This window comes from Streptomyces sp. NPDC000878, from assembly GCF_053599695.1.
In genome coordinates this window covers 1-25,407 of the sequence record NZ_JBSFMT010000055.1, presented here as the reverse complement: position 1 = coordinate 25,407, position 25,407 = coordinate 1, and the positions used below count along the sequence as shown (strand labels likewise).

Below are 25,407 nucleotides of genomic sequence, written 5' to 3'. Positions count from 1 at the left end.
TTGCCCCAACCCGCGCACGGAACGGCTAGTTGTCTAGTTCGTTCCGATGCGTGCGAGCAGATCGACGATCCGGCTCTGTACCTCGGTGCTGGTGGACCGTTCGGCGAGGAACAGCACCGTCTCGCCCGAGGCGAGCCTCGGCAGGTCGGCCTGGTCGACGGCGGCCGTGTAGACGACCAGCGGGGTGCGGTTCAACTGCCCGTTCGCCCGCAGCCAGTCGACGATCCCGGCCCTGCGGCGCCGTACCTGAAGCAGGTCCATGACCACCAGGTTCGGCCGCAGCTGCGAGGCCAGCGTGACCGCGTCGGCGTCGCTCGCGGCCCGCGCGACCTGCATCCCGCGCCGCTCCAGCGTCGCCGTCAGCGCGAGCGCGATCTCCGCGTGCTCCTCGATCAGCAGCACCCGTGGCGGATGCTGCTCACTGTCACGAGGGGCGAGCGCCTTCAGGAGTACGGCGGGATCGGCGCCGTACGCCGCCTCCCGCGTCGCCTGCCCGAGTCCCGCCGTGACCAGTACCGGAACCTCGGCGGCCACGGCGGCCTGGCGCAGCGACTGGAGGGCGGTCCGGGTGATCGGCCCGGTCAGCGGATCGACGAACAGCGCCGCCGGGAAGGCCGCGATCTGCGCGTTGACCTCCTCGCGCGAGTGCACGATGACGGGCCGGTACCCACGGTCGCTGAGCGCCTGCTGGGTGGTGACGTCGGGCGCGGGCCACACCAGCAGCCGGCGCGGGTTGTCCAGCGGCTCGGGCGGCAGTTCGTCGTCCATCGGCCGGGGCTGCGGCTGGTCGGAGACCTCGACGGCTCCGCCGGGCCCGTCGAGCGGCTCGGGACCCTCGGCGGCGTTCTCGTCCGGTGCCCCTATGGCGTACGAGCGTCCGGCCCCGTCGGTGAACCCCGGCAGCCGTGGATTGCCCGGGGCGAGCTGGGTCTGCCCGGCGAGCGAGGGCTGCGCGGGCGACGGCACCTGGGCGGGCGGTACCTGCGCGGCGAGGGGCGCCTGACCGGCGAGGGAGGGCTGGGCCGGGGCCGGTGCGGCGGGGGCGGCCTGCGCGGCCGGAGGCGTGGCGGTGGCGGCCTGGCCCGTCTGCGGGTGGGGCCGGGCGGTCGTCTCCGGCTGGCCGGCGGCGGGCTCGGGGCGGGTACCGAGCTTGCGGCGACGACCTGAGCCGTTCGAGCCGTTGGTGCCGTGCGGGGGTGTGGCGGGCTGCGGCTGGCCGGGCGTCTGCAACTGCGCCGCCGCCCGGCTGAACGCGACTCCCTGCCCGAGCGTCCGCACACTGAACGCCCGCCCCTGCGTCGAGTTCGGGTCGACCGGCGCGGCGGCGGCTTCGGCGGGCAGCGCCTGCCCGGGCGGCCGGGGCTGCACGGCACGCTCCGGCGGGAGCGGTGCGGCTGCCGCCTGAGGGGCGGGAGCGGGAGCGGCGGCCGGGTTCGGCGGTACGGCGGTGCCGGCGTCCGGGGTCTCGTCGTCGGCCGGGGGCCAGGGCTGCGGCTGGGGCTGGCCTGCGGGGGCGGCCTGGGCGGGGATCGACTGGCCGGGGGCGAGGGCGGGCTGGGGCGCCGTACCCTGCGCCGGGACCTGCTGGGCAACGGCCTGGGCGGCCTGCTGCGGGGCCTGTTGGGGAACCTGCTGGCCTTGGACGCCCTGTGCCGGGACGGGCTGACCGGGGACGGGCTGCGCGACCTGCTGTCCGGGAAGGCCCTGTGCGGGCACCGCCTGTGCGACTTGGGCGGCCTGCGCGACCTGAGCGACCTGTGCCGCGGGAACTGCCAGTCCCGGCATGGGCTGTCCGGGCATGGCTTGGCCCTGTCCCGGCACGCCGCCCTGCGGACCGGCGGCGGCCTGGGTGGCCGTTGCCTGCACGGGAGCCGCCTGCACAGGAGCTTGCACAGGAGTTTGTACGGGAGCCGCCTGCCCGGGGATCCCGCCCGGCGGTACGGTCCCCGGCTGGTCCGGGGTCTGGCGGGCCCGGCGGCGGCCGGTCGGGGCGGACGTCGGGTGCGGCTGGGGCGGGGTGTGGTCGTCGTCGGGATCGTGGGTGAGCCCGTCATGACGGCCACCGTCGTCGAAACGGTCGCCGACAGGCCCGGCGGGCGCCTCGGGGGCGCCCTGGTCCGTCCGGTCGGCCTCGGCAGGGGGCAGGGCGAACACCGGACGGGGGCCAGCCTCCTGCGCGGCACCGCGCTCGGCCGCCGCCGCCAGGGCCCGACGCCTACGCCCGGTGGGCTGCCCGCCCTCGCTCTCGTCGGCGCCGCCCTGCGCTGGAGCGGCGGGCAGGGCGGGAGGCAACGCGTGCTGCTCGCCTCCGGCGCGCCGGGCGGGAGCGCCGGGTACGCCCTGGGGCGGCACCGTTCCGCCCAGGCCGGTGCCCACGGCAGCGGTGCCCGCGCCGTACTCGCCCGCCATGACGACGGCGCCTTCGGAGACGCTGTCCAGCTCGCTCACGCCCGCGCCACCCTCTACGGGGCTGGGCCGGCCACGCCGACGCCCGGTACCGCCGTCCCCGTCGGCCGAGGGCTGGGCCTGGGGAGCGGGACCCGAGGACGCGGCGGCGGCCTCCTCGGCCGCACGCCTCCGGCGCCGCCCGGTGGGCGCGCCCGCCTCGTTCCCGGAGACACCGGTGTCACCGGGCTCGGCGTCGGTCTCGGCCTCGGGCGCGCTCTCCGGAAGATCGGCCTCCAGGAAGGCGTCCACGGAGGACCGCCGGGCCCGCCGCCGCCCGCTGACACCACTGTTGCCGTTGCCGTTGTCGTTGCCGTTGTCGCTCTCGGCCTGCCCGGGCACGGCGAGTTCGGCGCCGACGGCCGTGTCCGCGACCTGGGCCACCACCGCACCCGCCCCACCCCCGAGGGGCACCTCAAGGACGTACGCGCTGCCGCTCATACCCGGCACCTCGTGTGTCTGGAGCACTCCGCCGTGGGCGCGCACGATCCCGCGCACGATCGGCTCGTGCACCGGGTCTCCCCCGGGGTACGGCCCGCGCACCTCGATCCGTACGACCTCACCGCGCTGCGCCGCCGCGACGACGACCGTGTTGTCCATGTACCCGCCGGCGGAGGCGGGCGAGTTGCCGGTCGCGTCGACGCCGGCGACGTCCGCGACGAGATGCGCGAGGGCGGTGGCGAGGCGCTGCGGATCGACCTCGGCCTCGATGGGCGGCGCGTGCACGGCGAACTGGACGCGCCCCGGCCCGATCAGTTCGACGGCCCCGTCGACACCGGCGGCGACGACCGCGTCGAGCATCACCTTCGTACGGGTGACGGATTCGGTGCCCGTGTCGAGGCGCTGGTAGGAGAGGACGTTGTCGACCAATGTCGTGATGCGCGAGTAACCGGCCGACAGATGGTGCAGCACCTGGTTGGCCTCGGGCCACAGCTGTCCGGCGTCGTCGGCGGCGAGGGCGGCCAGTTCGCGGCGCAGCTCGTCGAGGGGCCCGCGCAGCGAACGCCCGAGCAGCACGAGGAGCTGTTCCTGGCGGCCGGCCAGGGCCTCGTACCGGTCCTTCTCGCGCTCCGCGAGCGCCGCGTACCGGTCCTCTCCGGAGGCGAGGTCCTCCTCGTGGTCCTCGTGCAGCTGCTCGATCGCGGTGATGTGCTGCTGTCGCAGGGCGGTGAGTTGGGAGGCGTGCTCTTCGGCGATCCGCTCCAGTTCCGCCGCGTGCAGCTTGTCGGCGGCGTCCTTCTCCTCGGCGAGGGAGTCGTACGGACGCCGGTCGGTGAAGGTCATCACGGCGCCGACGAGCTGGTCGCCGTCCCGCACGGGCGCGGTCGTGAGGTCGACGGAGACCTTGTCCCCGCTCTTGGACCACAGCACCTGCCCGCGCACCCGGTGCTTGCGCCCGGACCGCAGGGTGTCGGCGAGCGGCGACTCGCCGTACGGGAAGGGCTCGCCGTCGGCGCGCGAGTGCAGGATCAGCGTGTGCAGCTCGCGCCCGCCGAGGTCGCTGGCCCGGTAACCGAGTATCTGGGCGGCGGCCGGGTTGACGAGAACGACCCGCCCCTCGGTGTCGGTCCCGACGACCCCCTCCGCCGCCGCGCGCAGGATCATCTCGGTCTGACGTTGCGAACGCGCGAGTTCGGCCTCGGTGTCGACGGTGCCGGAGAGGTCGCGTACGACGAGCATGAGCAGCTCGTCATTGGCGTAGCCGTAGCTGTCGTACGCCTGCTGGCCGTTCTCAAGATTCGCACTGGTGACCTCGACGGGAAACTCGCTCCCGTCCGTCCGCCGGGCGATCATCCGGGTCGGCTTGGTCTGCCCGTGCGGGTCCATGGAATCGGGGCGCCGCATGGTGCCGGGGATCAGCCGCGAGTCGAACTGCGGCAGGAGATCGAGCAGCCCGCGCCCGACGAGGGCGGTGCCCGGCGTCTCGAAGGCTCCGAGGGCGATCGTATTGGCGTTGACGACGGTCCCATTGGCGTTGACCAGCACCAACGCATCGGGCAGCGCGTCGAGTATGGCTGCGAGGCGAGCAGCGCCTCGGGATGGCCTGCTGCTCACGAGACGCTTCCTCCCTGTTACCGCACCTTGCCGACCGCGGGCGCCATCTTGCCAACCGGCCCGCAACGTGTCACGCGAGGGAGTCTAAGGGCAGTGGTTGCGCTCGCGACGCCGGATGAGAGGGAGGTCGCACGACGAAGTGACAGAGACCTGGTGACCGTGCACTTCACACCACTTATGCGGTACGGGGCGTCTGTGACTGTGGTGTGAGGACGTGCGGTGGGCCGCGATCGTGTTTCGGGTGGCTTGGCGAATGCCTATCGAAGATCGGGGAGCAGCGGTACGAGCCGGTCCCAGCGGGCGGTCTGGCAGCCGTTGCTGCGGTCGAACGTGGCGTCGACGGGACGCCCCGCCCAGGTCCCGGTCACATGGGCGGTCGCGGGACCCCCGTACATCATCGTGCAGATGCTGTCGGGGGGTACGGGGGCGAACGGATCCGTTCCCCACCTCGCTCCCCGGTCGAGCGTCCCGCAGGCCCCCTCGACGTCGGGATGACTCCCGCCCCCGGGATGACACTCCAACTCGAACCGCCCGTCACCGCGCCCATCGGTGTCGCGGACGGTGACGGTGAGGTGATCGGCGGCGCGCGCCGCCGTGGGGATGTGGGGTGCGAAGGGGGAGAGCGGGCGGGTCTGGGGTACGGCGTCGGCGTGCGCGGTGGTGGGCGAGGCGGCGAGGGTGGCGGCGGTGAGGGATACGCCGGCGGTGGCGGCGAAGAGGGCGCGGTGGAGCGGGATGACCTTGAACATGACCTGACTAACGCGTGACGCCGGGGGATGTTGCGCGGGCTGTGTCAGTGCGCCGCCGGGCAGCAGGCGCGGCAGGCGTAACGGCTTTGCCCTGCGCCCCGCCTGCCTAGTACCGTGGGAGGCGATTGGTGACACCGCGCTCGTCTGTGTCATCATCTGCACGCACCACTCGCGCTCGCGCGGGAGGTTGTGCTGGAGGCGTCGCCTAGTCCGGTCTATGGCGCCGCACTGCTAATGCGGTTTGGGACTTACATCCCATCGAGGGTTCAAATCCCTCCGCCTCCGCACCTGATCCCGAAGCCCTGGTCACGACTGACCGGGGCTTCGGCGGTTCCTGAGCTGTTTCGGGCCGTTTCCGGGCCTTTTTCGCAGGTCAGGCAGGGTGCGGCTAACGGATTTCACCTCACGCCGCCAGTCATGTAATGTTGTTCCCGCAACGCCGACCGGGCCGAAAAGCCCGCAAGGAAGAGCAAACACAACAGAACACACAAGCACTCGTAGCTTAACGGATAGAGCATCTGACTACGGATCAGAAGGTTGCAGGTTCGAATCCTGCCGAGTGCACAGCAGACCAGAGGCCCCGTGGAGGAATCCACGGGGCCTCTGGCTTTTGCGTTGACGGCAGCGTTGGACGGCAATCACTTCAGGAGTCTCGCTGGTGCTGTCCATGGCCGCCATATCCTGGGGCACCGTGCGGGGGCTGCGCACCATGGCTCGCCGGATGTTCAGCGTCATGGAGCCGTACGGGCACTGCCGCATGGTGGCTGACGACCGCGGCGTGGTCACCACTGGTGAGAGGGCGTCCTTCACCGTGGACTGGGGTGTGTTCCGGGAGTACCTGGAGACGCCCGGGCTCTTCGTACTCCTGGGCGGCGAGCGCGCGGCCGGAGTCGCGGTACTGCCCAAGCGGGGCGCCCAGAACCCGGCGGACGTGGATCGGCTGCGGGCGATCCTGGACCGGAACCTGAAGCGGCTCTAGACGGCGCCGGTGCTGGGGCAGGCGCAGGCACCTTTGCCGGTCGGGCAGCGGGGGAACGGTTCGGTGTCCGCCGGGCGTCGTTTCTCTCCAGGGCGCGAACCTCGTCGGCAAGGCGGACCAGGCGGGCGATGCCGATTACGCGCAGGCGGTCCGGCTCTTCGTCGCCGAGGAACAGAACCACGCCCGTCTGCTTGCTCGGCTACTGGCCGCGGGTGGCGTACCGACGTTGACCGGTCACTGGAGCGACACGGCCTTCGTACGGTTGCGGCGTCTGATGGGTCTGCGCCTGGAAATCCTCAGTCGCCCAGAAGCGGATATCGGGCGAACTCGCGCCCCAAGTCCCTGTAGTGGCGATGTATCGCTTCCATAACACCTGATGGTTGAGATGTGAACTTTGGGGCGTGAGGGTGTGAAGATCCCTGAAGCGGTCGAACGTGCCTGCGCTGCTTCGCATGCGTGTTCCCGCCCACTCACGTTCTCCCAGGTCGCGCGCTCGGTCTCCCCCACGGGGCGCGCCGCGACCGGGTAACCCAGAAAGGGTCGAGGGCCCTCCATGCAGTTGCCAGACCGCGTCGCACCCGTGTCCCGCAAGCGGGTTCAGGCCATCGCCGTCTCTCTCGCCACCGCGGTCACCGTCGGTGGACTCGTCGTGATTCCGGCCGTCACCGCGCAGGCGGCCGTCTCCTGTGCCACCGGTACGTGGACCGAGCAGTTCTTCGCCAATGCCCGGTTGGCCGGTGCGGCGAAGAAGACTGTTTGTGACAGCAGCATCAGTGAGAACTGGGGGGCCGGGCGCCCCGCCGTCTCCGGGCTCGCCAAGGACAACTTCTCCGTTCGCTGGACCCAGGTACGGGACTTCGGCGGCGGCGGGCCGTTCACGGTGACCGCCGCCAGCCAGGACGGCGTACGGATCTACGTCGACGGCAAGAAGATCCTCGATGGGTGGAAAGACGTCACTCGGACCCAGACCAAGACCGTCGCGCACACCTTCTCCAAGGGGCGCCACACCCTGCGCGTCGACTACTTCGCCGGCCGGGGTTCCGCCAACGTCTCGGTCAAGGTGACCCCGGCCGCCAAGGACAAGGTCAAGCCGAACGCCCCGGTGGGCCTCAAGGCCTCGTACGCCTATCCGACCGCCAAGTTGACCTGGACCAAGAGCCCCGAGGCCGATCTCGCCGGGTACCGGGTCTACCGGTCCACCTCGGCCTCCGTTCCGGTCACCCCTGCCAACCTGATCAGTGGCAGCAAGCTCGTCACCGGCACCTCGTACAACGACAAGCCCGCCGCAAACGGGGCCCGTTACTACTACCGTCTCGTCGCCGTCGACAAGTCGGGGAACGTGTCCGGCGGTTCGTCCGTTGTCAATGTGACGTCCAAGGACGTCACCGCACCCACCGCGCCCACGAACGTCACCGTGACCGGAAGCGGCACCGGCAACACCGTCGCCTGGGGCAAGCCCACCGCCGACACCGTCAAGTACCGCGTGTACCGCGCCACCTCGGCCACCGGCACCGGTGTCACCAAGCTCGCCGATACGACGGCCAGTAGCTACAGCGATGCCTCCGCTGTTGAGAAAGCCACCTACTTCTACGCCGTCGCCGCTCTCGACGCCGCCGGGAACGTAGGCGTCCCCAGCGCCTATGTCTCCGGTACCCGGCCCGACACCACCGCGCCCGCCGCCCCCGCCGGCCTCACCGCGACCGGCATGCTCGGTGGCGTCGAGCTGACCTGGACCTCCGGTGCTTCCTCCGACACGGTGGCCTACCAGGTGTGGTCGTCGGCCTCCGCCGACGGGACGTACACGAAGCTCGTGACGACCGACGAGGGGTATTTCAACGACATCTCCGCCGTCGCCGGTTCTCCCACCTATTACAAGGTGTACGCCCTTGACGCCGCCGGGAACGTCTCGGCCGCCGCGACCGTCACCGGTACCGCGCTCACCCCGCCCGACACCACCGCCCCGGACGCGCCCAGCGGCCTCGCCGCCGTCGGCGGGGACCGGGAGGTCAAGTTGAGCTGGACCGCGCCGGCCACCGAGGCCGGCCCCAGGTACCGGATCTACCGGTCCACCAGCCCGGACGTGGCGCTCACCGGCACGAACCTCATCGCCGCCGGGCAGACCGCCACCTCGTTCACCGACACGAGATTCGATGCCGACGGGGAGACCTACTACTACGCGGTCACGGCGTACGACGCCGCCGGCAACGAGTCCGTGAGCAGCGGCTCGGCCGGGGCCACGACCCTGTACTTCGCCGCCGATCTCGTCGTGGGGAAGGGTGGGTACTCCACCATCCAGGCCGCGCTCAACGCGGCTCCGGCCGGGGCGACGGCGGATGTGACCATCTTGGTCAAGCCGGGGACGTACACCGGGTCCGTGGTCGTCGCCGAAGGCAAGACGCATCTCGTGATCGTGGGCGGGACCGGCGATGCGGCCGACACCGTCATCACCGAGGCGCGCGGGGTGCGCGACGGCAGCACCGCCGTCACGATGGAGTCGTCGGCGACCGTCTACGCCGACGCCTCCGATCTGACGGTCAAGAACCTCACCATCGCCAACGAGTACGTCGAGGACGCGACCAGCGGCAACAACCAGGCCGTCGCGCTGCGGACCACCGGTGACCGGCAGGTCTACGACAACGTGCGGCTGCTGGGCAACCAGGACACCGTCTACATCCGTGAGTCCGACAGCCGGGTGCTGATCCGCGACAGCTATCTGGAGGGCGACACCGACTGGCTCTACGGCGCCGGTACGGCCGTCTTCCAGAACGACGAGATCCACTACACCGGCGGCCGGGGCAAGAACGGCGGCTCGATCACCGCCGCCAGCACCAAGGCGAGTTCGAACCACGGCTTCCTGATCACCGACAGCGACATCACGCTCGACGCCGGGATCACCTCGTACTACCTGGGCCGTCCCTGGCCGCAGTACTCCACCGACTACCAGCCCCAGGTCGTCGTCCGCGACACGTCCATCCCGAAGACGCCCACCTCGGCGTGGAAGGACTGGGACGCCAGTCATAGTTGGAAGAACGCTCGGTACGCCGAGTACCAGAACACCGGCGTCGGCGCCGACAACAGCGGGACCAACGCCGACCGGCCGCAGCTGAGCGACATCGAGGCCCGGCAGAACACGGCCGCGCGTTTCCTGCGGGGTACGGACAACTGGGACCCGACGGGCACGCTGGCCGCCGAGGACTTCGTCATACCGGACGCGCCGACCGGCCTGACGGCCGCGGCCACCGCCACCGGGGTCGACCTGACGTGGACCGCCGCGACGGACAGTGACGTCGCCGGGTACCAGGTGTACCGCCGGTCGCCGGACTTCACCGAGGTTCTGCTCAGCGGTGACGATCCGATCAGCGGCACCTCGTACACCGACTCCACGGCCGTCCAGGGCACCGAGTACACCTACTTCGTCGTCGCCGTGGACACCTCGGGCAACGTCTCCGCCAACTCCGGTCTCGTGACCGGCACCGTCCCCGTCCCGGTGACCGACGACGCGCCGGCCGCCCCGACCGGGCTCACCGCGACCGGCGCCGCCGGGCGGATCGACCTGGCGTGGACCGCGCCCGCCGACGGCGACCTGGCCGGTTACCGGGTCTACCGGTCGGCCTCCGCCGGGGTCACGGCGACCGAGGGCAACCTGGTCGCCACGGGCGTCACCTCGACCTCGTACAGCGACACCTCGGCCGCCTTCGGGACGACGTACCACTACGCGGTCGTCGCCGTGGACGCCGCCGGGCAGGTCTCCGGGGTCTCCGGCGAGGTCAGCGGCTCCGAACTGCCCGTCGGTACCGACGTGGTGGTCGCGGCCGACGGCAGCGGCGACTACACCACCGTCTCGGCGGCCGTCGCGGCCACGGCCTCCGGCGGTACGGCGGCCAACCCGTTCGTCATCGCGATACGGCCCGGCACCTACCGGGAGACGGTCACGCTGAAGAACAAGCCGTACGTGCAGCTCATCGGTACGAGCGGTGACGCGTCCGACACGACGATCGTGTACGACAACGCGTCGGGCACCATCAACCCGGCCACCGGTTCCGCGTACGGCACCACCAACAGTGCGACCTTCACCAACGCGAGCAGCAACACGCGTTTCGAGAACCTGACCGTCTCCAACGACTTCGACGAGGCCGCCCACGCCGACCTCATGGCCTCCTTCACCGGCCAGGCGGTCGCGCTGATGGCGCAGGGGGACCGACAGGTCTACGACAACGTGCGGCTGCTCGGCAACCAGGACACCCTGTACACCAAGCAGGTCAACGCCGGGAGTGTGCTGAGCCGGCAGTACTTCACCGACTCGTACATCGAGGGCGACGTCGACTTCATCTGCGGTCACGGCACGACGGTGATCGACGACTCCACCATCAAGGTGCTGACCTCCCGTACCGGCACGCCGATCCTGTCGGCGCCGCAGACCAACTCCGCGGCGGCGTACGGATTCCTGATCGCCAACAGCCGGATCGTGACGGACGGGGTCAACAACAGCGCGAAGATCAGCCTCGGCCGGCCCTGGAGCGCCAGTGGCCAGCAGGTCATCCGCAACACCTCGCTGCCCTCGCAGGTCCTGAGCGCGCCCTACCAGAACTGGAGCACCTCGCAGACCTGGCAGGCCGCCCGCTTCGCCGAGTACCTGAACACCGGCGCGGGCGCCGACAACACCGGCACCAACACCAACCGCCCCCAGCTGACCGCCGAGACCGAGGGCACCTACACGGTCTCCGCGTACCTGACCGGCTCGGACGGGTGGGCTCCGCAGGGTAGTTGACCGTCCATACGGGTATGGGGCTCCATCGTTCGCGGTGGGGCCCTTCGCCGTTGTCCGGTGTGCCGTTCCGCGCCAGGATGACGGTGTGACGATCTTGCCGCCGCCCGTCCTGCGCGCACTGGAGCGGTTCCACGCCGCCCGCCCCTGGGACCACAACGCCCACTACCACCCGTGGATCCTGCGGCAGTTGCCCAGGCGGTACGGCCGCGCCCTGGACGTCGGCTGCGGCAGCGGCGACCTGGTACGGCTGCTGGCGGGGCGGAGTACGGCGTCGGTGCTCGGCGTCGACTCGGACGTCGCGATCATCGACCGGGCCCGCGAACTCACCTCCCCGGCCGCCCCGGTGACCTTCGCCGCCGTGGACGCGATGACCGGGCTTCCGGAGGGTCCGTACGACGTCATCACCTGTGTCGCCGCCGTCCACCACCTTCCGTATGCCGACGCGCTCGCCCTCTTCCGGCGGCGACTGGCGCCCGGCGGGACGCTGGTCGTCGTCGGGCTGGCGCGGGCCGAGGGTCCCGTCGATCAGCTGCTGGGGGCTGTCGCCATTCCGGCGAATCTCGTCATGGCGTGGGTGAAGAACCGGGGGCGGCGGGCGGCGCGGCCGGTTGCCATGACCGCGCGGACGCGGGTGGCGGAGACGGGGTTCGGGGAGGTGGTGCGGGAGGCGCGGCGGGTGTTGCCCGGGTGCGGAGTGCGGCGGCGGCTCTTCTGGCGGTACACCTTGGTGTGGCGGAAGCCGACGGGGAGTTGAGGGGTGGCGGGCGTGGAGATGGTCGAACGGGTTGACGAACGGGACCGGGTCGTCGGGGTGGTGGAGCGGGGTGAGGCTGTTCGGCGCGGGTGGCTGCACCGGGTCGCCACCACCGTGTGCCGGGATGGTGGCGGGCGGGTGCTGGTGCATCGGCGGGCCGACGGGCACGTGCGGTTTCCGGGGCAGTACAACTGGCTGGTCGGCGGTGCTGTCGACGTCGGGGAGAGCTGGGAGGAGGCCGCCGCCCGGGAACTCACCGAGGAGCTGGGCGTTCGGGCGGACGTACGATTCGCGTTCAAGTTCCTCTGCCGGGGGGCCATCAGCCCGTACTGGCTCGGTGTCCACGTGGCCGTTGTCACCGAGGAGATCACTCCCGACCCGGACGAGATCGCCTGGCACGAGTGGGTCAGCGAGGGCGAGTTGTGGGAGCTGACCCGGCAACTGACCTTCGTACCCGATGGCGTTGAGGCTCTGCGCCGCTTTCAGACTGGGGCTGCCTTCCATGAACCTGCGTAGTCATCTTCTCCAGCGGCTGCTGCGGCTCGACCCTCCGCCGACCCGGGATCTCGTCGTCCAGCGGGATCTGCGGGTCCCGATGGCCGACGGGATCGAGCTGCTGGCCGACCGGTGGGTGCCCCGGGGGCGCGAGGACGACGGGCTGCCCGTCGCTCTGATCCGGACGCCGTACGGGCGGCGCGGGGTTCAAGGAGGCGGTTCCGTACGGCTGTTGGCCGAACGCGGGTTCCAGGTCGTCGTGCAGAGCGCGCGCGGGACCTTCGGCTCGGGCGGGGACTTCGAGCCGTTCCGGCGTGAGCGGGCGGACGGGCTCTCGACGCTGGAGTGGGTGGTGAAGCAGCCCTGGTGCGCGGGGTCCGTCGTGCTGGTCGGGGCCAGTTACATGGGGTTCGCCCAGTGGGCCGTCGCCGATTCGCTGCCGCCCGAGGTCAAGGCGATGATCCCGATGGTGACCGAGTCGGCGCTGACCCAGGAGTTCCTGCGGGCGGACGGGTTCTCGCTGGAGACGCCGTTCGAGTGGGGCGTCATGGTCGCCGGGCAGGAACGTCCCTTCGCGGTGCTGCGCCAGATCGCCCAGGCCTCCCGCAACCGGCGGGCCCTGGCCACGCTCCCGCTGAGCGGCGCCGACCTGGCCGCCCTCGGCCACCGCTCCGACTACCTCCAGAGCATCTTCGCCCACGACACCGACGGTCATGGGTCCGGGTCCGGGTCCGGGTCCGGCGTCGACGAGCGTGACGACCAGCTCGACCATCGGCACCGGGTGGCGGGCGTGAGCGTGCCGGTCAGTTCGATCGGGGGCTGGCACGACATCTTTCTGCCGGGGCAGTTGCGGGACTTCCGCGCGCTGCAGGAGGCGGGGCGTCCGGCGCGGCTGACGGTCGGGCCCTGGGGCCATCTGTCCCCGCACGGCACGCCGATCCAGGAGGCGGTCGAGTTCGGGCTCGCCCACGCGCGCGGGGAGGCGCCTCCGGAACGGGCACCCGTACGGCTGTTCGTCATGAGCGGCGCAGGGGAGAAGGGGGGCGAGTGGCGGGACTTCGCCTCCTGGCCGCCCGTCGGGTACGTGCCCCGGCGGTTCCCTCTCGGGGCCGGCGGTGTGCTCGGCGGCGACGAACCGGGTGAGCGGGCAGCGGCGCACGCGCACGACACCTACCGGTACGACCCCGCCGACCCCACCCCTGCCGTCGGCGGCGTCCGGATGGGCCGGGGCGGCGGGCGGGTCGCCAACGGGGAGTTGGAGGCGCGGGCCGATGTACTGACGTACACGACACCCGAGTTGACGGAGGACGTCGAGGTCGTCGGGGAGGTCGGGGCGGAGATCTGGTTCAGGTCCGGCCTGGCGTACGCCGATGTGTTCGTGCGGGTGTGCGATGTCGACGCGCGCGGGCGGTCGTACAACGTGTGCGACGGGCTGGTCAGCGTCACCGATGCCGATGAACTCCGTCTCGTCCGCGTCTCGTTGTGGCCCACCGCCTACCGTTTCCGGCGCGGGCACCGCATCCGCGTGCAGGTGTCCAGCGGGGCGTTCCCCAGGTTCGCGCGCAACACCGGGACCGGCGAGCCGCACGGCACGGCGACTGTTCTTCTCGCTGCCGACCAGGAGGTTCATCACGGGGGCGAGTGTCCGTCGGCGGTCGTTCTGCCGGTGCGGGAGTGAGTGACCACCCGTTCCCCTGCATGTCCGCCTACGTCTCCGTCTCGCGGATCTCGTCCATGTACTCCCGGGCCAGTCGGCCCTGGCGGGTGAACCAGTCGGCCAGTACGGCGACTTCGTCGGGGGAGTAGTCGGCGATGAGGGCGGTCAGGCGGGCGTAGTAGGGCTCGTAGAGGGCGTACACCTGGGCGACGGCGGCCGGTTGGGCGGCCACGCGGACCCGGCGCCGGTCGTTCGGGTCGGGGCAGCGGGTGATGTAGCCCGCGCGTTCGAGGCGGTTGAGGACCCCGGTGACGGCGCCCGTGGTGACGTGCGCGCGTTCGGCCAGGTCACCGGCGGTGAGCAGGTCCTCGCCCGCCTCCAGGACGAAGCCGAAGCAGGTGAGGTCGGTGACGTTCATGCTGAGACGCCGGGCCATCTCCTGCTGGCTGAGCAGATGCGTCGCGATGGTGTGGTCCATCGCCGTGAGCATCTGGGCGGGGGTCGCGGGCGGGCGGGACGCGTCAGGGATGCCTTGCATCGGGAATTGCCTTAGCTGGTGAGAGGTTTTGCGGTTAAACTGCTTACGGCGTGAGAGATTCTCGATTCTACGTGGGGGGACGCGGACATGAGCACCTACGACGAGGGACACACCGTCGCCGGCTGGACCGGCACCGCCATCGCGACCGTCGGGTCCTGCGTACTCGGCCTCGGCATCTGTACGACCTCGGCCCTCGCGGTGACGGGCGGTATCGCGGTACTGGTGGTCGCCCTCCTGGTCACCTGGGCGCTGCATCTCGCCGGGTGGGGGAAGGGTCCGGGCGTGCGGCCGGTGGGCGAGTGGCGGATGCGGGAGCGGGACCGCTCGGCGCGGGCCGGGCATCCGGGGTGCGTGGGGTGCCGGCTGGCGGGGCGAGGGCGGTGGGCGGGCAGTACGGCCGTCACCGCCGGCGCCGAGGCTGTTCCGGAACGCGTCTGAATCGCTGCCTCTCTACCTCTCTGGCCGTCTGGCTGTCTGACCTGGTCTTTTGTCGTCCGAGGGGCGTTGTCAGTGGCAGCCCGTAATCTCGCAAGGGATGGCACAGGCGTGGAGATGCTCGGGGCTGCGATGGTCGGCGGACGGTCCCGTGCTGCGGTGGGACGGTGGGCGCGACAGTGCGCTGACGTGGGGAAAGAGGGTGGCCTTCGGGGTCACGGAAGGGGGCGTCCGGACATGTGCGGGAGCGCGGGGCAACGCCTGTCCGATACGGACGGCGGTGTCGGGGCGGAGTACGGGAGCGCGGTGCGAGGAGTGCGCGCGGCTGGACCGGGCGCACTCGGTCGCCGCCGACACGATCGCGGACGATCCACGCCCCTATCACGTATATCTGGCGTGGTTCGGGCCCGGCATGACCAAGGTCGGCATCACGGCGCTGGAGCGGGGCTCGGCCCGGCTGCTTGAACAGGGTGCGGTCGCCTTCAGCTGGCTGGGGTCCGGCCCGCTGATGGCCGCCCGGCGTACGGAGGAGCTGCTGCGCGCCGCGCTCGGCGTCCCGGACCGGATTCCGTACGCCGACAAGCGGGCGGTGCGGGCCGCGCTGCCGGGGACGGCGGCGGAGCGGGCGGTCGAGGTCGAGGAACTGCACGCCCGGGCGGTGACGCTGGGCGCCTGGCCCGAGTCCCTGGAGCGGGAGCCCTGCCAAGTCGTCGACCACGTCGGGGTGTTCGGGCTGGCGGGGCCGGCACCCGCCGTGGGTGCGGTGAGCGAGCTGGTGGCCGGGGGTGTCGTCGGAGGTGAGCTGGTGGCGGCGGCCGGGCCCGATCTGCATCTCGATCTCGGGGACGCGGCCGGGGACGGGCGGGGGGTCGTGGTGCTGGACACGAGGCTGATGACGGGGTGGGAGCTGGTGCCGGTCGGGAGTGGTGGACTCACCGTTCCCGTACGGGAGTTCAAGGGGATGAAGGGGGCGGGGGAGGCGGCGGGGGTGCAGGACGGGTTGTTCTGAACCCGGGTGCCGTACGGCAAGCGTGTGAGCGGTGAGCGAGAGGACGACTGTGGACGATACGAGGGCAGCCTCGGGAGACGGGAACGCCGACGTCGGCGGCGAGGCGGGCGAGGTCGCGGAGGCCGCAGAGGCCGCCGAGGTCCGGCGGTTCTGGACGCGGCTCGGGCTGCCCGGTCTCGTCGACGTGCACACGCACTTCATGCCAGAGCGCGTCCTGCGCAAGGTCTGGGCGTACTTCGACGCCGTCGGGGCGGTGGCCGAGGGCGTCGAGTGGCCGATCACCTACCGGCTGGAGGAGGACGAACGGCTCGCGCTGATCCGGGAGTTCGGGGTACGGGCCTTCACCGCCATGCTCTACCCGCACAAGGCAGGCATGGCCCAGTGGCTCAACCAGTGGGCCACCGACTTCGCCAGCCGCACCCCCGACTGTCTGCACACGTCCACCCTCTTCCCCGAGCCGGGCGTCGAGGCGTACGTCCGTGAGGCCGTCGAGTCCGGCGCGCGCGTCTTCAAGGCGCACGTCCAGGTGGGGGCGTACGACCCGGCCGACGAACTCCTGGACCCGGTCTGGGGACTGCTCGCCGAGGCAGGCATCCCCGTGGTGATCCACTGCGGCTCCGGTCCGGCACCCGGCAAGCACACCGGGCCCGAGCCGATCGGCCGGGTGCTGGCCAGACATCCCCGGCTGCGGCTGATCGTCGCGCACCTGGGGATGCCCGAGTACGAGGAGTTCCTCGACCTCGCCGAGCGGTACGAGGAGGTGCGGCTGGACACGACGATGGCGTTCACCGACTTCGCGGAGCGGATCACCCCGTTCCCCCGGCCCGCGCTCCCCCGGCTGGCCGACCTCGGTGACCGTGTCCTGCTCGGCTCGGACTTCCCGAACATCCCGTATCCGTACGTCCATCAGCTGCATGTCCTGGAGCGTCTGGGCCTCGGCGACGACTGGCTCCGGGCCGTGTGTCATGACAACGGGGCGCGGCTGTTCGGGCTGTGAGGACACGGGTACGGAGGCTGATTCAAGGGAGGTACGGAGCTGAGGAAGGCCTGACACCGGCATGAGTTTGAGGTGAGAAGGGGAGGTCGGCGGTGACATTTCGGGCGTACGGAAGTGGGGTGCGTAACGTTGGATCGGGTTCGCCCAGGAGACGCACAGGATGCCTGTCGGGCGCCTCGGGTGCGCCTCGGTGGCCGGTGCAAGTGTTTGCGTGGCTGGCAAACGTGCAGGTGAGAGGCGCTTTCACCATCTCGCCACAAGTCGGTTCACCCCGCTCTTCGGACCTTCTCCCGGGGGGATTTCCCAGGGATTCCCTGAGAGGCGCCTGTGAGTTTCTCAGGAAAATCACAGGTTCCAGAAAGCTCGCTCTCAGAGGACACCGACAAGGTGTCCGCTATGACCACGACCTCGCCCCAGGGGCGCACCGAACTGCTGAGGCCGGACGGGAGCCCCGTCCGAGTGCTTGTGGTGGACGACGAGCTGTCGATCACCGAGCTGCTGTCCATGGCCCTCCGCTACGAAGGCTGGCAGATCCGCAGCGCGGGTGACGGAACGGGTGCGGTGCAGACCGCGCGCGAGTTCCGGCCCGACGCCGTCGTTCTCGACATGATGCTGCCCGACATGGACGGCCTCACCGTCCTCGGCCGGCTGCGGCGCGAGCTGCCCGACGTACCCGTGCTGTTCCTGACGGCGAAGGACGCCGTCGAGGACCGGATCGCGGGCCTCACCGCGGGCGGCGACGACTACGTCACCAAGCCGTTCAGCCTCGAAGAGGTCGTGGCGCGACTGCGCGGCCTGATCCGGCGCTCCGGTGCCGCCGACCGCCGGTCCGACTCCGTGCTGGTCGTCGGCGACCTCACCCTCGACGAGGACAGCCACGAGGTGTCGCGGGCCGGGGAGGGCATCCACCTCACCGCGACCGAGTTCGAGCTGCTCCGCTTCCTGATGCGCAACCCGCGGCGCGTGCTCAGCAAGGCCCAGATCCTCGACCGTGTGTGGTCGTACGACTTCGGCGGCCAGGCGAACGTCGTCGAGCTGTACATCTCCTACCTGCGGCGGAAGATAGACGCCGGGCGCGAGCCGATGATCCACACCCGGCGCGGTGCCGGGTATCTGATCAAGCCCGCCGGCTGATCCCGTCCTCGACGTGGGGCGGGCATGTGTTCGCCCTCATAGTCGCGGGTCGGTCGAATCCCCGGCGCGCGGGACGGCGCGCGGTCAGAATGTAGGGCGCGTCAATGGTGGTGCCGCTCCGGAAGACGTAGTCGAGCCCGGCAGGAGGGCAGCACGGTGAGCAGTCAGAGGAAGTCGCACAGGTTGCAGCGGGAGGCGCGGCAGAACAAGCCGCGGACGCTGCGCACGCGGCTGGTGGTCTCGGCGGTCTCGCTGATCGCCGTGGTGTGCGCCGTGATGGGCACGGTGACGACCATCGCGCTCGAACAGCACCTCTACAAGCAGCTCGACAACCAGGTCGAAGAGGCCGCCAAGCGCGCCGGCGGTCCCCCCGCCGGGGAGGGCCCCTCCGGCGGCGACCCCGGCGGCAACCCTGAGGCTCCCGGACAGCAGCCGGGCGGCAACGGCTCGTCCTCCACGGGCACCGCCCCCTCCACCGGCAACGCCACCACCTCCACGGGCGCCGCGAACCAGACCGTCAAGGAACGGCTCACGGAGTTCATGCAGAAGGGCGGGACGCAGGAGTCCACCGTCGCCGCGGCCGTCGACGCGAACGGCGGTGTCACCGAGGCGTACGTCGCCGAGATGCCGTCGAGCACGACCTCGACCGACAGCAGCGAGATGGAGGCCGTCGAGCTGAACGCGGCGCAGCGCTCCGAGTTGGCCGCCGTCTCCCGAAGCGGCGGTCTGCACACCATCACCCTCGGCGACCTCGGCGAGTACCGCGTCACGTACGTCACCGGCAGCCGCGGCAACTTCTACGTCGCCCTCCCCACCGACTCCGTCACCACCACCATCAACACCCTGATCCTCGTAGAGGTCAGCGTCACCACCGCAGGCCTCGTCGCGGCCGGTATCGCCGGCTCCGTCCTCGTAGGTGTGGCCCTGCGCCCCCTCCGCAAGGTCGCCTCGACCGCCACCCGGGTCTCCGAACTCCCGCTGCACACCGGCGAGGTGACCCTCAACGAGCGGGTCGCCGAGTCCGAGACCGACCCGCACACCGAGGTCGGCCAGGTCGGCGCCGCCCTCAACCGCATGCTCGACCATGTGCACGGCGCCCTGCACTCACGTCAGCAGAGCGAGATGCGGGTACGCCAGTTCGTCGCGGACGCCAGTCATGAGCTGCGTACGCCGCTGGCGTCGATCCGCGGATACGCCGAGCTGACCAGACGTGGACGTGAGGAGACCGGCCCTGACACCCGGCACGCCCTCGGGCGGATCGAGTCCGAGGCCGGGCGCATGACCCTCCTCGTCGAGGATCTCCTCCTCCTCGCCCGCCTGGACGCGGGCCGCCCGCTCCAGTTCGACCAGACCGACCTCGTCCCCCTCGTCGTGGACACCATCAGCGACGCGCGCGCCGCCGGCCGGGACCACAACTGGCGGCTCGACCTGCCCGACGAGCCCGCGCTGGTGTCGGCGGATGCGGCCCGGCTCCAGCAGGTCCTGGTGAACCTGCTGGCCAACGCCCGTACGCACACACCACCCGGTACGACCGTCACCGCGCGCGTGCAGCGGCGCGGGCCGTGGCTGTGTGTGGACGTGCAGGACGACGGACAGGGCATCCCCGCCGATCTGCTGCCGCATGTGTTCGAGAGGTTCGCGCGAGGCGACACCGCGCGCTCCCGGACCACCGGGTCGACCGGCCTCGGGCTCGCCATCGTGCAGGCCGTCGCGACCGCGCACGGCGGTGCCGTGACCGTCGACAGCGTGCCCGGACAGACCATCTTTACGGTGCATTTGCCAGCTCTTGCCCCCGAAACAAACTGGCAATCGGACTCACAGGTACAGCACAGTGCCACCACATGGGTGGAACAGGGGGCCTGACGAAAGTCGGTCCTATGCGAACCGACTCTTCTCCCGGCACTCTGCCGGCGCGGGAGCACCTCCCGGCCGCAGCAGCCGGTACGCCTGTCCTGGACGTAGTGATCCCCGTCTACAACGAGGAGAAGGACCTCCAGCCATGTGTGCTCAGACTGCACGAGCACCTCAAGCGCACGTTCCCGTACGCGTTCCGCATCACGGTCGCGGACAACGCGTCGACGGACACCACCCCTCAGGTGGCCGCGCGGCTGGAGGCGGAGATACCGGAGGTCAGGTCCTTCCGGCTGGAGCAGAAGGGGCGCGGCCGAGCACTGCGGACAGTGTGGTCCGCGTCCGACGCGCCGATCCTCGCCTACATGGACGTCGACCTCTCGACCGACCTGAACGCCCTGCTGCCGCTGGTGGCACCGCTGATCTCCGGTCACTCGGACCTCGCGATCGGCTCCCGGCTCGCCCGCTCCTCGCGCGTCGTGCGCGGTGCCAAGCGGGAGTTCATCAGCCGGACGTACAACCTGATCCTGCGCGGCTCGCTCCAGGCCCGCTTCTCCGACGCGCAGTGCGGATTCAAGGCCATCCGGCGTGATGTCGCCCAGATCCTGCTGCCGCTCATCGAGGACACCGGCTGGTTCTTCGACACCGAGATGCTGGTGCTCGCCGAGCGCGCCGGACTGCGCATCCACGAGGTGCCGGTCGACTGGGTCGACGACCCGGACTCGACCGTCCACATCGTCAAGACGGCGACCGACGACCTGAAGGGGGTGGTGCGGGTGGGCAAGGCCCTGGCCTCCGGGTCGCTTCCGCTGGACCGGCTCGCCCGGCCCTTCGGCGACGACCCGCGCGACCGCGACATCAAGGACGTACCCAAGGGGCTGGCCCGCCAGCTCGTCGGGTTCTGTGTGGTCGGCGCCATGTCGACCCTCTTCTACCTGCTGCTCTACAGCGCCTTCCGGGGCTTCGCCGACTCGCAGATCGCCAACGCGCTCGCGCTGCTGGTCTCCGCGGTCGCCAACACGGCGGCCAACCGGCGGCTGACCTTCGGGGTGCGCGGCAAGGGCGGTGCCGTCCGCCACCAGGCGCAGGGCCTGGTCGTCTTCGGCATCGGACTCGCCCTGACCAGCGGCTCGCTCGCCGCCCTCAACGCGGCGACCAGCGACCCCGGCCACTCCACGGAACTGGCGGTGCTCATCGCCGCCAACCTCGCGGCGACGGTGCTGCGGTTCCTGCTCTTCAGGGCCTGGGTGTTCCCGGACCAGCGCGACGAGCCGGCGGCCTCGACCGTCGTGGCCTCGCACACGCCGAGTTCGCCCACGTACCAGGCCTACACCTCGACTTCGTACAACAACTCGCAGTACGGCAACTCCCCTTACTCCACTGACCAGTTCCGCGCCGGTGAAGTCGCGGACCGCACCTGGGGGGAGCCGACCACGCGGCTCCGGCCGGTGCGCCCGAACGACCTCCAGGATCCGAGGAACCCGCGATGACCACCACTCACTTCGACCAGGCGACCTATCCGCCGCCGGACTCACCGCACTCGTCGGACTCAACCGCCGTACAGCAGAAGGTGGTTACGGAGACAGCCGTACCGGCTCCCTCCTCCGGTGAGCCCAAGCAGCCCTTCGTACACAGACTGTGGCGCGGGCGGCCCGAGGACAACCGGTGGATACGGCCCGCGTTCCTCGCCACGCTGCTGGTGATCGGCGCGCTGTACTGCTGGAACCTGACCGCCTCCGGATACGCCAACTCCTTCTACTCGGCGGCCGTTCAGGCCGGCAGCCAGTCCTGGAAGGCCTTCTTCTTCGGCTCCCTCGACTCGGCCAACGCCATCACCGTCGACAAGCCCCCGGCCTCCCTCTGGCCGATGTCCCTGTCGGTCCGGATCTTCGGCCTCAACTCCTTCGCGATCCTGTTCCCGCAGGTCCTGATGGCCGTCGCCACGGCGGGTGTGCTGTACGCGTCCGTGCGGCGCCGGTTCAGCGCCACGGCCGGTTTCCTCACGATGGCGGTCTTCGCGCTGACGCCCGTCGCCGCGCTGATGTTCCGCTTCAACAACCCGGACGCGCTCCTCGCGCTCCTCATGGCCGCCGCGGTCTACGCGACCCAGCGCGCCATGGAGCAGGCCCAGACGAAGTGGCTGCTCTGGGCGGGTACGGCGATCGGTTTCGCCTTCCTGGTCAAGACGCTCCAGGCCTTCCTGATCCTGCCGGTGCTTGCCCTGGTCTACGTGATCTTCGCGCCGACCAGTGTCCGGAGGCGCATCGGACAGGTGCTGGCCGCCGGTCTCGCGATGGTCGTCGCGGGCGGCTGGTGGGTCGCGATCGTCGAGCTGTGGCCGGCGTCCTCGCGCCCCTACATCGGCGGCTCGCAGAACAACTCGTTCCTTGAACTGACCTTCGGTTACAACGGACTCGGCCGTATCAACGGCGAGGAGACCGGCAGCGTCGGCGGCGGTGGCGGCGGTGGCAGCACCGGTCAGTGGGGCGAGACCGGCTGGGACCGGATGTTCAGCTCCAGCATCGGCGGCCAGATCTCCTGGCTGATCCCGGCCGCGCTGATCCTGCTCGTCGCGGGCATCTGGGCCGGCCGCAAGGCCACGCGCACGGACGGCGTCCGCGCCGCGCTCCTCCTCTGGGGCGGCTCGCTGCTGATCACCATGGTGGTCTTCAGCTTCATGCAGGGCATCTTCCACGAGTACTACACGGTCGCCCTCGCCCCCTACATCGCGCCGCTGATCGGTATCGGCGCGGCCCTGCTCTGGCGGGAACGGGACAAGATGTGGGCGTCGTTGACGCTCGCGGGTGCCATGACGGCGACCGCGGTCTGGGGTTACGTCCTCCTGAACCGCTCCTCCGACTACCTGCCCTGGCTGAAGTGGCTGGTGCTGGTCGGCGGTCTCGTCGCCGCGCTGGGCCTGATCTTCATCAACAAGCTCGGGCGTCAACTGGCCCTGGCCGTGGTCGGGTTGAGCTTCGTCACGGCGCTGGCCGGCCCGACGGCCTACTCCCTCACCACCCTCAACGAGGGCCACACCGGCTCGATCGTCACGGCCGGTCCGTCCGTCCAGGGCGGTCGCGGTGGCCCCGGCGGTGGCGGTGGCGGCGGTATGGGTGGCGGTCCCGGCGGCGGTGGCGGCATGGGCGGCCAGCAGGGTCAGCAGAACGGCAACGGCAACACCCAGGGCGGTGGCGGCATGGGCCAGCCCCCGACCGGCGGCAACGGCAACAGCAACGGCGGCGGGTTCCCCGGCGGCGGCAACGGCCAGAGCCAGGGCAACGGCAACACCCAGGGCCAGGGCAACCAGCAGGGCGGCATGGCCGGCGGTACGACCGGCGAGGGTGGCGGCATGGGCGGTGGCGTGGGCGGTCTGCTCAACGGCGCCAGCGTCACCAGCGAGGCCAAGGCCCTGCTGGAGAAGAACGCGAGTGACTACACCTGGGCCGCGGCGGCCATCGGCGCGCAGAACGCGGCGAGCTACCAACTCGCCACCGGCGACCCGGTGATGGCGATCGGCGGCTTCAACGGCACCGACCCGTCCCCGACGCTGGCCGAGTTCAAGAAGTACGTGGAGGACGGCAAGATCCACTATTTCATCTCCAGCGGCTCCGGTGGCGGTGGCGGCAGCAGCAGCACGACGAGCACGTCGTCCCAGATCAGCTCGTGGGTCGAGAGCAACTTCAAGGAAGTGACGGTGGGTTCGGCCACCTTCTACGACCTGACGCAGCCGACGAGCAGCAGCTGATCGGCAGCGGCTGAGGGTTCCTTTCCAGGGCGGTGGCCCGGAGCGATCCAGCTCCGGGCCACCGCCCTTTCGTACGTGGTGGATATCGCGTTGTACGCCGTACAGGAACTGTTCTACGGTGTACAGCATGTCTACGTCCCCCCAGGCAAGCCCCCTGGAAACTCCGCCCGCCCAGGGGCATCCCCAGCGCTGGCTGATCCTCGGTGTCATCTGTCTCGCGCAGCTCACCGTGCTGCTGGACAACACCGTCCTGAACGTCGCGATCCCCTCCCTCACCCGGGAGCTGAGCGCCTCCACCTCCGACATCCAGTGGATGATCAACGCGTACTCGCTGGTCCAGTCGGGCCTGCTGCTCACCGCCGGGAGCGCGGCCGACCGCTACGGCCGCAAGAAGATGCTGATAGCGGGCCTGGTCCTGTTCGGGGTCGGCTCCCTGGTCGCCGGACTGGCCGACAGCACCGGCCAGTTGATCGCGGCGCGGGCCGGGATGGGCGTCGGCGGCGCGCTGTTGATGACGACCACGCTCGCCGTGGCGATGCAGATCTTCACGCCCGAGGAGCAGCCGAGGGCCATCGGCATCTGGGCCGCGGTCAACTCCCTCGGCTTCGCCACGGGCCCGCTCATCGGCGGCTTCATGCTGAACCACTTCTGGTGGGGCGCGATCTTCCTGATCAACCTCCCGGTCGCGGCGCTGGGGCTGGTGGCGGTCGTGGCGCTGGTCCCCGAGTCCAAGAACCCGACCGGCGACCGCCCGGACCTCCTCGGCGCCCTGCTCTCCACGATCGGCATGTCCTCGCTCGTGTTCGCGATCATCTCCGGCCCCGAGCACGGCTGGACCTCCGGCCGCGTACTGGTGCCGGCGACCGTCGCGGTCGTGGTCCTGGGCGCCTTCGCGTACTGGGAGAGCCGGATCCCGTACCCCATGCTCGACATGCACTTCTTCCGGAACCGCCGGTTCACGGGCGCGGTCGCGGGGGCAGTCCTCATCACCTTCGGGATGGGCGGCTCCCTCTTCCTCCTCACCCAGCACATGCAGTTCGTGCTCGGGTACGGCCCCCTGGAGGCGGGGCTGCGCACGGCACCGCTCGCCCTCGCGATCGTCGCCCTCAACTTCACCGGCGTGGCGGCGAAATGGTCGGCCAGGCTCGGCACCCCGCTCGCCATCGGACTGGGCATGACGGCGATGGCGGCGGGCCTGGTCTCCATCGCGACGGTTGCCTCCGGCGGTTACGCGGGTACGTTGCTGGGCCTGCTGCTCATCGGGACGGGCGCCGCGGTGGCCAGCCCGGCGATGGCCCACGCGATCATGAGTTCGATCCCGCCGGAGAAGGCGGGCGTCGGGGCGGGGATCAACGGCACGGTGGCGGAGTTCGGGCAGGGGCTGGGGGTCGCGGTGCTCGGCGCGGTGCTGAACTCGCGGTTCGCGGCGCTGGTTTCTGTGGCGGCGGTTTCCCTGCCGGGGGCGTTGGCGGAGGCGGGGTCGGCGGCGGAGAGGACGCGTATCACGGAGGCGTTCGCGTCCGGGTTGGAGACGAGTCAGTTGGTGGGGGCGGTGGCTGTGTTGCTGGGTGGGGTGGTCGCGGCGGTGTTGTTGCGTCGGGCGGAGCGGGCAGAGTCCGAGGTGGGTGTGGTCGCCTAGTGGGGTGGGGGTTCTGTTCGATTGCGGCTGCTGCGGCGTCGTGGCTGGTCGCGCAGTTCCTCGCGCCCCTTAAGAGTCCTTGCAGAATGATCTCGCTGTGGCACGGTGGAGGTGTATGTGTTCCCGTGTTCTGTGGGGTGTGGCCATGGCGCGGCGG

At 70.8% G+C, this 25,407-nt stretch carries 16 protein-coding genes, 2 tRNA genes and 1 pseudogene; 16 read left to right on the top strand and 3 right to left on the bottom strand.

Annotation, left to right across the window (positions count from 1 at the left end; genetic code table 11):
- Nucleotides 1-33: 33 nt before the first annotated feature.
- On the bottom strand, nucleotides 34-4,500 hold the full coding sequence (locus ACWDR4_RS35200; RefSeq protein ID WP_450414466.1) for a PAS domain-containing protein: 4,467 nt from the start codon (nucleotides 4,498-4,500) through the stop codon (nucleotides 34-36).
- A gap of 257 nt (nucleotides 4,501-4,757) precedes the next feature.
- Entirely contained in the window at nucleotides 4,758-5,249 is a 492-nt protein-coding gene (locus ACWDR4_RS35195) for an SSI family serine proteinase inhibitor (RefSeq protein ID WP_450414464.1), read from the bottom strand.
- 194 nt (nucleotides 5,250-5,443) lie between these two features.
- Between ACWDR4_RS35195 and ACWDR4_RS35190 the strand changes: the two genes are divergently transcribed.
- The 8 genes and pseudogenes from ACWDR4_RS35190 to ACWDR4_RS35155 all read left to right on the top strand — a co-directional run bounded on the left by ACWDR4_RS35190 (nucleotide 5,444) and on the right by ACWDR4_RS35155 (nucleotide 13,923).
- Nucleotides 5,444-5,534: transfer RNA gene (locus ACWDR4_RS35190), tRNA-Ser, on the top strand.
- A gap of 206 nt (nucleotides 5,535-5,740) precedes the next feature.
- Nucleotides 5,741-5,813, top strand: a tRNA-Arg gene (locus ACWDR4_RS35185).
- A 103-nt stretch (nucleotides 5,814-5,916) separates the two neighbouring features.
- Nucleotides 5,917-6,228: a YcxB family protein gene (locus ACWDR4_RS35180; RefSeq protein ID WP_450414462.1), complete on the top strand. Its 312-nt coding sequence runs from the start codon at nucleotides 5,917-5,919 to the stop codon at nucleotides 6,226-6,228.
- Nucleotides 6,229-6,319: 91 nt separating this feature from the next.
- Nucleotides 6,320-6,526, top strand: a pseudogene (locus ACWDR4_RS35175) (ferritin-like domain-containing protein); the annotation flags it as partial.
- 255 nt (nucleotides 6,527-6,781) lie between these two features.
- Entirely contained in the window at nucleotides 6,782-10,996 is a 4,215-nt protein-coding gene (locus tag ACWDR4_RS35170) for a pectinesterase family protein (RefSeq protein ID WP_450414460.1), read from the top strand.
- 85 nt (nucleotides 10,997-11,081) lie between these two features.
- Nucleotides 11,082-11,750 (top strand): class I SAM-dependent methyltransferase, encoded by a 669-nt coding sequence (locus ACWDR4_RS35165; protein ID WP_450414458.1) that lies wholly within the window; start codon nucleotides 11,082-11,084, stop codon nucleotides 11,748-11,750.
- Between the two features lie 18 nt (nucleotides 11,751-11,768).
- Nucleotides 11,769-12,266, top strand: coding sequence for an NUDIX hydrolase (locus ACWDR4_RS35160; protein ID WP_450414535.1), 498 nt, complete (start codon nucleotides 11,769-11,771; stop codon nucleotides 12,264-12,266).
- The gene (locus ACWDR4_RS35155) at nucleotides 12,253-13,923 is read left to right on the top strand and encodes a CocE/NonD family hydrolase (RefSeq protein ID WP_450414456.1); all 1,671 of its coding nucleotides are present in this window, start codon (nucleotides 12,253-12,255) and stop codon (nucleotides 13,921-13,923) included. The genes ACWDR4_RS35160 and ACWDR4_RS35155 overlap by 14 nt, the downstream gene beginning before the upstream one ends.
- Nucleotides 13,924-13,951: 28 nt before the next feature.
- On the opposite strand, the gene ACWDR4_RS35150 is transcribed toward ACWDR4_RS35155, so the two are convergent.
- Nucleotides 13,952-14,440 carry a MarR family winged helix-turn-helix transcriptional regulator gene (locus tag ACWDR4_RS35150; protein WP_450414454.1) on the bottom strand — a complete coding sequence of 163 codons (489 nt, stop codon included), beginning with the start codon at nucleotides 14,438-14,440 and terminating at the stop codon, nucleotides 13,952-13,954.
- Between the two features lie 87 nt (nucleotides 14,441-14,527).
- Between ACWDR4_RS35150 and ACWDR4_RS35145 the strand changes: the two genes are divergently transcribed.
- The 8 genes from ACWDR4_RS35145 to ACWDR4_RS35110 all read left to right on the top strand — a co-directional run bounded on the left by ACWDR4_RS35145 (nucleotide 14,528) and on the right by ACWDR4_RS35110 (nucleotide 25,250).
- Nucleotides 14,528-14,878 carry an HGxxPAAW family protein gene (locus ACWDR4_RS35145; RefSeq protein WP_450414452.1) on the top strand — a complete coding sequence of 117 codons (351 nt, stop codon included), beginning with the start codon at nucleotides 14,528-14,530 and terminating at the stop codon, nucleotides 14,876-14,878.
- Between the two features lie 97 nt (nucleotides 14,879-14,975).
- Nucleotides 14,976-15,884, top strand: coding sequence for a DUF2797 domain-containing protein (locus tag ACWDR4_RS35140; RefSeq protein WP_450414450.1), 909 nt, complete (start codon nucleotides 14,976-14,978; stop codon nucleotides 15,882-15,884).
- 49 nt (nucleotides 15,885-15,933) lie between these two features.
- Nucleotides 15,934-16,881, top strand: a complete 948-nt coding sequence (locus ACWDR4_RS35135; protein ID WP_450414448.1) for an amidohydrolase family protein — start codon at nucleotides 15,934-15,936, stop codon at nucleotides 16,879-16,881.
- A gap of 396 nt (nucleotides 16,882-17,277) precedes the next feature.
- Nucleotides 17,278-18,015 carry a response regulator transcription factor gene (locus tag ACWDR4_RS35130; protein WP_235476918.1) on the top strand — a complete coding sequence of 246 codons (738 nt, stop codon included), beginning with the start codon at nucleotides 17,278-17,280 and terminating at the stop codon, nucleotides 18,013-18,015.
- A 276-nt stretch (nucleotides 18,016-18,291) separates the two neighbouring features.
- Nucleotides 18,292-19,878: an ATP-binding protein gene (locus ACWDR4_RS35125; protein WP_450414533.1), complete on the top strand. Its 1,587-nt coding sequence runs from the start codon at nucleotides 18,292-18,294 to the stop codon at nucleotides 19,876-19,878.
- A gap of 14 nt (nucleotides 19,879-19,892) precedes the next feature.
- Nucleotides 19,893-21,356, top strand: coding sequence for a glycosyltransferase (locus ACWDR4_RS35120; protein ID WP_450414446.1), 1,464 nt, complete (start codon nucleotides 19,893-19,895; stop codon nucleotides 21,354-21,356).
- Entirely contained in the window at nucleotides 21,353-23,611 is a 2,259-nt protein-coding gene (locus ACWDR4_RS35115; RefSeq protein WP_450414444.1) for an ArnT family glycosyltransferase, read from the top strand. Before ACWDR4_RS35120 ends, ACWDR4_RS35115 begins: the two co-directional genes overlap by 4 nt.
- A 127-nt stretch (nucleotides 23,612-23,738) precedes the next feature.
- Entirely contained in the window at nucleotides 23,739-25,250 is a 1,512-nt protein-coding gene (locus ACWDR4_RS35110) for an MFS transporter (RefSeq protein WP_450414442.1), read from the top strand.
- Nucleotides 25,251-25,407: the final 157 nt, after the last annotated feature.

What these genes read in the sequence shown, in the direction of transcription:
- ACWDR4_RS35195 (WP_450414464.1), bottom strand. Translation starts at nt 5,249, where the DNA reads ATGTTCAAGGTCATCCCGCTCCACCGCGCCCTCTTCGCCGCCACCGCC.
- ACWDR4_RS35180 (WP_450414462.1), top strand. Translation starts at nt 5,917, where the DNA reads ATGGCCGCCATATCCTGGGGCACCGTGCGGGGGCTGCGCACCATGGCT.
- ACWDR4_RS35170 (WP_450414460.1), top strand. Translation starts at nt 6,782, where the DNA reads ATGCAGTTGCCAGACCGCGTCGCACCCGTGTCCCGCAAGCGGGTTCAG.
- ACWDR4_RS35160 (WP_450414535.1), top strand. Translation starts at nt 11,769, where the DNA reads ATGGTCGAACGGGTTGACGAACGGGACCGGGTCGTCGGGGTGGTGGAG.
- ACWDR4_RS35155 (WP_450414456.1), top strand. Translation starts at nt 12,253, where the DNA reads ATGAACCTGCGTAGTCATCTTCTCCAGCGGCTGCTGCGGCTCGACCCT.
- ACWDR4_RS35150 (WP_450414454.1), bottom strand. Translation starts at nt 14,440, where the DNA reads ATGCAAGGCATCCCTGACGCGTCCCGCCCGCCCGCGACCCCCGCCCAG.
- ACWDR4_RS35145 (WP_450414452.1), top strand. Translation starts at nt 14,528, where the DNA reads ATGAGCACCTACGACGAGGGACACACCGTCGCCGGCTGGACCGGCACC.
- ACWDR4_RS35140 (WP_450414450.1), top strand. Translation starts at nt 14,976, where the DNA reads ATGGCACAGGCGTGGAGATGCTCGGGGCTGCGATGGTCGGCGGACGGT.
- ACWDR4_RS35130 (WP_235476918.1), top strand. Translation starts at nt 17,278, where the DNA reads ATGACCACGACCTCGCCCCAGGGGCGCACCGAACTGCTGAGGCCGGAC.
- ACWDR4_RS35125 (WP_450414533.1), top strand. Translation starts at nt 18,292, where the DNA reads ATGGGCACGGTGACGACCATCGCGCTCGAACAGCACCTCTACAAGCAG.
- ACWDR4_RS35120 (WP_450414446.1), top strand. Translation starts at nt 19,893, where the DNA reads ATGCGAACCGACTCTTCTCCCGGCACTCTGCCGGCGCGGGAGCACCTC.
- ACWDR4_RS35115 (WP_450414444.1), top strand. Translation starts at nt 21,353, where the DNA reads ATGACCACCACTCACTTCGACCAGGCGACCTATCCGCCGCCGGACTCA.
- ACWDR4_RS35110 (WP_450414442.1), top strand. Translation starts at nt 23,739, where the DNA reads ATGTCTACGTCCCCCCAGGCAAGCCCCCTGGAAACTCCGCCCGCCCAG.